This is a genomic window from Mesorhizobium sp. M4A.F.Ca.ET.090.04.2.1, from assembly GCF_003999085.1.
Taxonomy (GTDB): Bacteria; Pseudomonadota; Alphaproteobacteria; order Rhizobiales; family Rhizobiaceae; genus Mesorhizobium.
In genome coordinates this window covers 1-9,581 of the sequence record NZ_RZOT01000204.1, presented here as the reverse complement: position 1 = coordinate 9,581, position 9,581 = coordinate 1, and the positions used below count along the sequence as shown (strand labels likewise).

Genomic DNA, 9,581 nt, shown 5'->3' with positions numbered 1-9,581 from the left:
GCTATCTGATCGCCGCGCCCACGGCATTCTGCATCCCCTTTGCCTACCTGCCGATCCGGGCGCGCTCCAGTGTCAGGTCCATGTTCTCCAACCGCGCCCGGATCGGCAGGTAGGCAAAGGGGATGCAGAATGCCGTGTGCGCGGCGATCAGATAGCCGAGGCCGGAATAGCCGGTGAAAATCTTGATGCGCGAAAAGAAGATCAGCAGCGCCACGCCGGTGACGATCTCCGGCACCATCAGCGGCTGGTTGATCGCCGCGTATTTGAAGGTCAGTCCGGGATAGGGCGCCGTGCGCGTCGTCGCCAGCGCCGCCATGGTTGCGGCGATGGTCGCCAGCACCGCGGCAACCGAACCGATCTGGAACGATCGCAGGGTGGCATCGATGACCTGCGTGTTCTGCCATGCCGACTGGAACCATTTCAGCGAGAAGCCGCCCCACTCCGAGGTCGATGTCGCGGCGTTGAAGGCGTAGAACACCAGGACGATGATCGGCAGATAGAGGACGACGAAGCAGGTCGCCGCGATCGCGGTGAAGCCCGGCTGGTGCTTGATCGAGAAATTAGCCATGGCGCACCTCCGGCCGTCCGGCATTGCGCACATAGGCCAGCAGCGCCACCATAACGATGATCATCACCGTGATCGACAGCGCCGAGCCGAGCGGCCAGTTGCGGCCCTGCCCGAACTGCAACTCGATCAGGTTGGATAGCATCATGTTCTTGCCGCCGCCGAGCACGCTGGGCGTGACATAGGCGCCGATCGCCGGAATGAAGACCAGGATCGAGCCGGCGATGACGCCCGGCCTGACCAGCGGGAAGATGATGCGCCGCAGCACCTGGAACCGGCTGGCATAGAGATCGTAGCCGGCCTCGACCAGCCGGAAGTCGAGTTTCTCCATGCTGGCATAGATCGGCAGCACCATCAGCGGCAGGTAGACATAGGCCATGCCGATCAGGATCGCCGTATCGGTGAACAGTATTTGGACAGGCGCCGAGACGATGCCGAGCTTGATCAGGATGGTGTTGATGATGCCCTCGTTGCGGATGATCTGCAGCACCGCGAAGGTGCGGATGAGCAGGTTCGTCCAGAACGGGATGGTGATCAGGAACAGCCAGATGTCGCGCGTCTTTTCACTGCGCGTCGCCATGAAATAGGCGGTCGGGAAACCCAGCGCCAGGGTGGCGATCGTCGTCACGATCGCCAGCTTGATGGAGCGCCAGAAGATGGTGACGTGAGCGGCGGCAAGCGAAAGCGTGTCGTCGAAAATGTCACGCTCCATGAACACCGACAGCCAGGCCTCCGGCGAGAATTGCCATTTCACGTCGCCGTACGCGCCGGGCGTCAGCAGCGAATAGACCAGCACGATCAGCAGCGGGCCGGTCGCCGCCAGAAAGATGATGATGAGCGCCGGCGCCGACAGCAGCCAGCGCGTGCGGACGTCGCGCCGTTCCGCTTCCTTGGCGACTTGTTCCGCGGTGGCCATCAGTCCCTCAGCACTTGCGCGGCGTCGTTGCCGATCAGGATGCCGACCTTGTCGCCGCGCTCGAAGCCGCAGCCGGCGCTGCGCGTATTCTGCTGACGCACGGTGAAGGCCTCGCCGCTGTTCAGCTGGACATGGATATGCGTGTCGGTGCCGAAATAGACGATGTTTTCGACCGTTCCCGACAGGTCGCCCTTGGCGTTGCTCAGCTTGGCGTGCTCCGGCCGCACCACCACGGTGGCGTTGTCCTTCGGCTGGAAGCCCTCGGCCACGGTCGCCTCGATGGTCGCGCCGGATTTGAGCGTCGCGCGCGCCTTGCCGTTGCCAATGTCCGATATGGCGGCGGTGAGAAAGTTGGTCTCGCCGATGAAGTCGGCGACGAAGCGTTCCGCCGGCTTGTCGTAGATGTCCCAGGGCGTGCCGACCTGCAGGATCTTGCCCGACGACATCACCGCGATGCGGTCCGACATCGTCAGCGCCTCTTCCTGGTCGTGGGTGACGAAGATGAAGGTGATGCCGGTCTCGTGCTGCAGCCGCTTCAGCTCGATCTGCATCTCTTTGCGCAGCTTGTAGTCGAGCGCCGACAGCGGCTCGTCGAGCAGCAGCACCTTCGGCTGCGGCGCCAGCGCGCGGGCGAGCGCCACGCGCTGCTGTTGGCCGCCGGAGATCTGGCTGGTGCGACGGCCGGCGAGCGCCTCCATCTTGACCAGCTTCAGCATCTCGCCGACGCGCGCCTTGATCTCGGCCTTGGGCTTGCCCAGCATTTCCAGGCCGAAGCCGATATTCTCGGCTACCGTCATGTGCGGGAACAGCGCGTAGGACTGGAACACGGTGTTGACCGGCCGCTTGAATGGCGGCAGCGGCGCGATGTCCTGGCCGTGCAGCAGGATCTCGCCGGCGGTTGGAAAGTCGAAGCCGGCGATCAGCCTCAGAAGCGTTGTCTTGCCGCAGCCGGAAGGCCCCAGCAGCGTGAAGAACTCGTTTTCGCGGATCGACACCGAAACCGTGTCGAGAGCGGCGACCTGGTTTTCACCGCTGCCAAATACCTTGCGAACGCCACGAACCTCGATCGCATTCTTATCCGGTTGTTCCGGCACGATTACCCCATTGAGATGGCTGCGGCAGGTTTTGTTCCTGTTTGATTGTCACCATAAGCCAATCGGCTTGGCAACTGCGGAGCTTGGACTGGACTAAAAAGCAATTCCCGTGCCACCGTCAGGCTTGATAAGTGACCTTTCCGCCGCAAACCGTGGTGACCGGCCGCACCTTGTGCAGATCTTCCGGCGCGGTCGCCTCGATATCGGCCGAGAGCACCACCAGGTCGGCCAGATAGCCCGGCTTCAGGCGGCCCTTTCGGTCCTCCATGAACTCGGCATAGGCCCCTTCCACCGTATAGCCGGCAATCGCCTCGTGCAGCGAGAATCTCTGGTCGGGGTCGGTGCTTGCCCATGGTTTGCGCAACACTGCCGCCTGGATGCCCAGGATCGGATCGATGGGCGCTACCGGCCAGTCGGAGGCGAAGACGACGCGCGCGCCGGCATTCTTCAGGGTCCGCCATGCATAGCTTAGCGGCCAGCGGGCCTGCCCGATGCGCGACACCGTCGGTTCCAGGGGAAAATCCATCGCGCCGGGCGGATGCGGCGGCTGCATGGAGGCGATGACGCCAAGATCTTCGAATCGTGGCACATCGGCGTCGGTGATGACCTCGATGTGCTCGACCCGGTGCCGGCTGTCGCGCTTGCCATTGGCCTTCGCGGCCGCCTCGTAGCCGTCGAGGACGGCACGCACCGCGCCGTCGCCGATCGAATGCACCGCCATCTGCAGCCCGCGCCTGTCGACGGCGACCGCAAGCTCGGCGAACTGGCGCGGCGTAAACAGCGGCTCGCCCACCCAGTTCGGCCGGTCGGCATAGGGTTCGACCATCACCGCCGTCCAAGAATCGAGCACACCGTCATAGAACACCTTGACCATGCCCGACGACAACCACTCGGTGTTGTAGCGTTCGGCCATGACGGACGCCTTGTCGAGGATGTCGAGCGTCATGAAATTCTTGTAGTGAAACGGTATCTGCGCACGGCAGGACAAGCCCTCCTCGGCCTCGATCTCGGCCAGCAGCTCGAGCTGGTAGAGATTGCCGTCCATGTTCTGGATCGAGGTGATGCCGTGGCGCGCGCACCAGGCGAGCCCGCGCCGCATGATGTCGCGGTCGGCGGCGCGCTCGGCGGCGGTCGGCGTCGGATCCGGCTCGCCGCCGGTCGCCAGCCCGAGCCGCACCCGGCCTTCGCCGGCAAGATCGAGCACCGGACCGAACGCTTCGCCCTCGCGCAGCTCGCCCGCGGCCAGGCCATCCTCGCCCATGACGATTTCGTTGCCCGGACCAAGCGTGCGTCCGTGCAGGATGCCTGCCAGTTCAAGCGCCTTGGTGTTGGCCCACATCGTGTGGTGGTCGGGAGCGGCCATGACGAAAGGCCGGTCCGGCAGGATCGCGTCGAGATGGTGGCGCGTCACCCGCTCGTCGCCGAGCACGGTATAGTCGACGCCCTGCCCGACCAGCATCTTCGTGTCGGGCCATGCCGATGCATAGTCGCGGATCGCTGCTTGCAGCGCCTCGAAGCCGTGGACGCCCGACAGTTGCAAATGCCCAAGCTCGGCCGCGCCCGAAAACAGATGCATGTGGGCTTCGATGAAACCCGGGACCACCGAACAGCCCTTGGCGTCGATGACTTTTGTGGCCGGTCCCTTGAGCTCTTCGATGGAGGCGCGACTGCCAACCGCGATGATGGCGCCGTCATGGACGGCAATGGCTTCGGCTGCGGGATTGTCGGCATCCATGGTCAGCACACGACCGTTGACGACGATCAGATCCGCATTGTGATCCGCACCCGTGACAGACATCGCGACTCCGCGCTTTTGACGACTGGCCGTGACCGGCAACCCCTTGGCCAACGGCGTTCCACTCCGCCGGAGCGGCGCGCCATGGGACAAGAATGATGCCAGCGCGCTGTCTTCGAAATTCCCCTTGTTATCCCGGCAGACAGCGTGGATAAAGAATGCGACTATTTATTCGCGTTTGTCAACGCTCCGAATTTCGAATGAATTGTGGACAGCACCCGGCGCCTGTCTTGAGACCGGGGCGGGGAACGAGGACCTAGAGCCGTGAAGCGCAACCTCAGCCGCGAAACCAGGATAGCGCTCGAACCGCGCAAGCAGCCGCGCCAGGAACGCTCGAGCAAGGTGGTCGACAGGATTCTCGACGCGGCGCTGACCTTGACGCGGGAGCAAGGAACCAAGGCGCCGACGACGCTCGCCATCGCCCAGCATGCCGGCCTGTCGGTCGGTTCGGTCTACCAGTACTTTCCCAACAAGGAGGCCATACTTCTCGACCTCGCCCGGCGCTGGCTGTCGTCGTTTCCGGAGGTGATCGCAAGGCGCATCGAGGTCGCCCCGCCCACCAACCGCGAAGAGTTTCGCCAGGAAGTGCGCAAGCTCTTCATCGACACCTCGAAGCTCTATCTCGACAACGCCAGCCTGATGCCGGTGATCGAGGCCATATCGGGAAACGCCGACCTGAGACCGATCCAGAACGAATATGACGACCAGATCATCGCCCTCTACGCCGCATGGCTGCAGCATGTGAACCCGGCTCTTGAAGACAAGGTCGCGAGCCGCCTCGGCTTGCTGATGATGGAGGTCGGGCACGCGTGCCGGCTTGTGGGGCTGAAAAGGGATCGCAAGACATACGACCTTATCGAGGACGATGTGGAAGTGATGTGGCTCGCCTTGGTGAACCCCTATCTCAATCTTGACTGATTTCGCACTTCGAGAGGAATTTCATGAAGACTGTCTATTCGCCGCTTCACGCCGGCCATGCAGGCCAGATGGAACTGGTCACGTCGGCGATCGTGCCGGGTTTCGAAAAGCCGTCGCGGGCGGAATTCATCAGGGCGCGCGTCGAGAGCGAGAAGCTGGGGCTGATCATCGGGCCGGTCGAGCATGATCTCGCCGCCGCCAAGCGCGTGCACAGTGCCGACTACATCGACTTCCTGCCGACCGTCTGGCCGCGATGGACGGCTGAGGGGCACAAGGGCTCGTCCATGGCGTTCACCTGGCCGACGCGCGGTTTGCGCGGCGACGTGCCGCCGCGGCGCATCGACGGCCTGCTCGGCTATTATTCCTTCGACGCCGGCGCCACCTTCGTCGAAGGCACCTGGGCGGCGATCAAGTCGTCCTATGAAGTGGCGCTGACGGCGGCTGAACTGGTCAAGGCCGGCGAGCCGGCCGCCTTCGCGCTCTGCCGCCCGCCCGGCCATCATGCGGGTGCCGCCTTCATGGGCGGCTATTGCTTCATCAACAACGCCGCCGTTGCCGCGCAGTGGTTCCTCGACCAGGGCGCTAGGCGCGTCTCGATCCTCGATGTCGACTACCATCACGGCAACGGCACGCAGGAGATCTTCTACGGCCGCGGCGACGTCCAGGTGATCAACCTGCACGGCGATCCGATGACCGAATATCCGTTCTTCCTCGGCCATGCCGACGAGCACGGCATCGGCGAAGGCGAAGGCTTCAACCTCAACTACCCGATGCCGTTCGGCACCGACTGGGACGGCTGGAACGCCTCCCTGGAGGATGCCTGCTCCAAGCTTGCCGCCTACGTCCCCGATGTCGTCGTGGTGTCGCTCGGCGTCGACACGTTCGAGAAGGACCCGATCAGCCAGTTCAAGCTGAAGAGCGCCGACTATCCCAAGATCGGTCGCCGCATCGCCAGGCTCGGCCTGCCGACGCTGTTCGTCATGGAAGGCGGCTACGCGGTGGAAGAGATCGGCATCAACGCCGTCGGCGTGCTGACCGGCTTCGAGGACAGGTAGGAGCCCAAGGGGGCGGCAGCAGCCGCCCCTTGGAAACTCTACGCTATGCGGCAGCGCCGGGGCTCGGCGCGGCGGCCGGCACGGCCGGTTTGCGGGAACGCCCAAGCATGTACACCGCCGCCGCGGCAATAACGCCCGCGGCCAGGATGGCGGCCGCCAGCACCGGCCGATACCAGAACCAGGCGACGGCGATCGTCGTCGTCCCGACCAGGATCGCCAGGACGAAGGCGATGATGCCGGTGCCCAGCCGGGCCAGGCTGCCGAGGAAGGGTATGACGTCGAAGATCACCCCGATCGGGCCGAGCAGCAGGGCAAAGCCTATCGTCAGCAGGATCAGGCCGCCGGCGCGCAGCAGCCAGGTTATCAGCGTGTTCGCGCTGACCGCTTCGGCGAACATCCTGTCGGCAGGCACGTCGCCCGTATCCACCATCAGCAACGCATCGCCGGCCGCCGTCTGGTAGGACTCGAACCGGTCGCCGGCCTGGCGCGCGACGATGCTGACGGTGCCGAGCGGCGCCAGCTCGTAACCGATGCGATAGTCGCCCAGCGCCGGCGACGTCGTATCGGCGCCGAGATAGATCCTGCCGTCGACGATGTTGATCGGCTTTGCACCGGTATAGGCAGCCTCGATCGCGGCCGACTGGCTGGACGAGAGCGAAAATTCCTTGTCGCCCCCGATGCGGTCGAGCACCGGCCTGTCGAGCGTGAAGGCGCCGAGTTTGCCCTCCGCAATCTGGAAGCTCCTGCTGTGGATCGCCATCGGCGGGTTCTGGTGGCCGTCGGGCTTCTTGAAGTCGGATGAGTTGATCTGGCTGTCGTCCCACACCTTCGAATAGCTGTAGGTCGTCACCGTCTCCTCGCCGCCACCCAGCTTCTTCGTCGTCTCCGACTTGGAGTCTTCCTTCCACTGGTACATCTCGACGCTGCGCGACAGGCGCAGCCCCTCGGCCTGAATGCCGAAATCCGGATCGGCAAGACCGCTATCGGCCGTCACCGGTCCAGTCACATGCACCAGCCTGCCGTCATTGCCGGCGTCGATCTTGTCGACGCCGGCCGAGACGACGGTGCCGGCGCCTTCCGCCAGCGAGCGCGCCGTCTGCACCGCGCGGCCTTCGTTCCAGAACAGACCGATCACCATCAGCACGATCAGGATCAGGCCGAAGACCACCCCGCCGACCGCGCGCTTGATCCGTCCGAACCACGAGACGGACGTCACTTCCTGGAATGAATCGCTCATCGTTTCCCCCGCAAGACCACCGGCAACGGACGCCCATCCATTGCCGCCATGCGAATCCTAGCCGAATCGGCCGCGCCCCGATATGGCGGCCCGGCACCTGCCCCCGTTTTTCCATCGAAGAGACCGGTTGAAAGCAGCGCGAAACGGCCCCTGAGTCGCGATCCGAGTCCACCGGATTCGATTTTGTCAAATCGCGTTTGATGTCGGATTCATCTACGGGTAGATTAGACCCGAATCAGCCGGTCCTCGGGGGGCGCGGCGACCACCCAAAGTCTCAAGTTCCGGCACTCGGCCGGCACCAGACGCGGACGGCTTCGCGTTCCCTGTAGGGATTCCGACCTGGTTGGGCGCTGACCGCGCCTTGAGTGTGTCTTCGTGACAGTGACGCGTATTTCGGGTTCGGCCGCTGGCGACACCAGCACCGGGCACATGGATCGATTCCGGCCAAAGCATAAAATGAGCAGTCCCGCCGCGCTTCTCCAATCCGAACCATCGCGCCTGGCGTCTCGCGGCGACCTCACCAGCTTTTTCATGCAGCTTGCCGCCGAGATCGGCGCCGACAGCTACATGCTCGTCGCCATCATCCACGACCAGGATCGCAGCGATGCCCGCATCGTGTCCTCCAACTGGATTTTCGACGCCATCGAGCTCATCGGCAAACGGCTGATAGCCGGCCTCGCCCAAGGGCAGCTGACCGCGTCGCCCGGCAACCGCCCGAGGCCGCTGGTGGCTGCCCAAGCGCCTGACGCCGGCGCGCTGCTGAGCGGCGAGGAGGCCCGCCTGCTCGATGTGCTCGGCCACGCCGAGATCTACTCGCTGCGGCTGAATGTCGGTCGCCAGCGCCTGTTCGCGCTGTTTTCGGCCGCCGAGGTCGGCAAGATCGACCAGCCGGCTCTGATGAAAGCCCAGCTGAAGTGCTGCTATGCGCTGTCCGACATCCCGCAGCTGATCGCCGCCGCCGCCATGCAGGACCCGCTGTCCGACCGCGAGCGCGAATGCCTGTTCTGGGTGTCGGAGGGCAAGACCACCGACGAGGTCGCGCTGATCCTCGGCGTCTCGTCGAACACCGTCAACAGCTACATCACCCACGCGATCCAGAAATTCGCGGCCAGCAACCGCGCGATGGCCATCGCGACGGCGATCAGGAGCGGCATCATTTGAAACAGGCACAGGTCAAGGAGGCAGCCGAGGCCCTCTTCAACGAGCAGCGCAGCCCCTTCGGCGCCTTCTCGCTCGGCTCCGAAACGCACCACGCCGTCACCATTCCGGACGCCGTGCGCCGCTGCCGCTGGATCGCCGTCGACATCAACGCCGGGGCTTTCGGCCTGTTCTTCGTCAGCCCTTCGCTGGAACGGGCCCGCCTCGTGCCAAGCTTCGATTCGGACTACCCCGGCACCTCCGTGGCCACCAAATTCATCTCCGGCGCCAATGGCGAGGAGATGGTGCGCCACACCCGCATCTCGACGGCGCCGCGCTGGTGGGTGGACGACGGCATCGCCAGCTCGCAGCAGGTCTTCCAGGATCTTGCCTGGTCCGAGAGGACGGCGCCGCTCGCGCCCGGCACCAACGGCATCGCCTTTCCCGTCCATGCCGACCGCGGCCAGTGCGGGCTGGTCATCTTCCTCGGGCCGGACATCGCCCTGCCGCAGGAGGCGCTCTACGAGATCCACGCCCGCTGCTTCTCGCTGTTTGCCGCGGTTGCCCGCATCCGTCCGACCGACACCAGCCGGATGCGCTCGATCTCCAAGCGCGAGCTCGAATGCCTGAAGCTGACCGCCAACGGCAACACCAGCGAGGAGATCGCCGAGCTGCTGAAATTGTCGGTGCACACCGCCAACCAGTACCTGACCCAGTCGACGCAGAAGCTCAACGCCGTCAACCGCAACCAGGCGGTGGCCAAGGCGCTGCGGCTCGGCCTCATCGAATAGATCGTCCCGCGAAGGCTCCGAGCACGGACCGGCCGAACCTGCGCGACCGCGAGGGCCACGGCATGCCAAACCG

General features: G+C 64.6%; 8 protein-coding genes and 1 pseudogene. 4 read left to right on the top strand and 5 right to left on the bottom strand.

The window, feature by feature from the left end:
• Window positions 1-58 precede the first annotated feature (58 nt).
• The 4 genes and pseudogenes from EN781_RS16075 to EN781_RS16060 form a co-directional block, all read right to left on the bottom strand.
• A pseudogene (locus EN781_RS16075) lies at window positions 59-568 on the bottom strand (spermidine/putrescine ABC transporter permease PotC); the annotation flags it as partial.
• A complete protein-coding gene (locus tag EN781_RS16070) occupies window positions 561-1,481 on the bottom strand; it encodes an ABC transporter permease (protein ID WP_126058509.1) in 921 nt (306 codons plus the stop codon). The pseudogene EN781_RS16075 and the gene EN781_RS16070, both read right to left, overlap by 8 nt.
• Entirely contained in the window at window positions 1,481-2,575 is a 1,095-nt protein-coding gene (locus EN781_RS16065; RefSeq protein ID WP_126058508.1) for an ABC transporter ATP-binding protein, read from the bottom strand. Before EN781_RS16065 ends, EN781_RS16070 begins: the two co-directional genes overlap by 1 nt.
• A 118-nt stretch (window positions 2,576-2,693) precedes the next feature.
• The gene (locus tag EN781_RS16060; protein ID WP_126058507.1) at window positions 2,694-4,373 is read right to left on the bottom strand and encodes an amidohydrolase; all 1,680 of its coding nucleotides are present in this window, start codon (window positions 4,371-4,373) and stop codon (window positions 2,694-2,696) included.
• Between the two features lie 261 nt (window positions 4,374-4,634).
• On the opposite strand from EN781_RS16060, the gene EN781_RS16055 reads away from it, so the two are divergent.
• Together EN781_RS16055 and EN781_RS16050 are read left to right on the top strand one after the other, a co-directional pair.
• On the top strand, window positions 4,635-5,288 hold the full coding sequence (locus EN781_RS16055) for a TetR/AcrR family transcriptional regulator (protein ID WP_126058506.1): 654 nt from the start codon (window positions 4,635-4,637) through the stop codon (window positions 5,286-5,288).
• 23 nt (window positions 5,289-5,311) lie between these two features.
• Window positions 5,312-6,343 (top strand): histone deacetylase family protein, encoded by a 1,032-nt coding sequence (locus EN781_RS16050; protein WP_126058505.1) that lies wholly within the window; start codon window positions 5,312-5,314, stop codon window positions 6,341-6,343.
• 43 nt (window positions 6,344-6,386) lie between these two features.
• Here the strand turns inward: EN781_RS16050 and EN781_RS16045 are convergent, their stop codons facing one another.
• Entirely contained in the window at window positions 6,387-7,580 is a 1,194-nt protein-coding gene (locus EN781_RS16045) for a TMEM43 family protein (protein ID WP_126058504.1), read from the bottom strand.
• Window positions 7,581-8,036: 456 nt separating this feature from the next.
• On the opposite strand from EN781_RS16045, the gene EN781_RS16040 reads away from it, so the two are divergent.
• Window positions 8,037-8,741, top strand: a complete 705-nt coding sequence (locus tag EN781_RS16040; RefSeq protein WP_126058503.1) for a helix-turn-helix transcriptional regulator — start codon at window positions 8,037-8,039, stop codon at window positions 8,739-8,741.
• Complete coding sequence (locus tag EN781_RS16035) at window positions 8,738-9,508, top strand: helix-turn-helix transcriptional regulator (RefSeq protein ID WP_126058502.1); 771 nt, start codon at window positions 8,738-8,740, stop codon at window positions 9,506-9,508. The genes EN781_RS16040 and EN781_RS16035 overlap by 4 nt, the downstream gene beginning before the upstream one ends.
• Window positions 9,509-9,581: the final 73 nt, after the last annotated feature.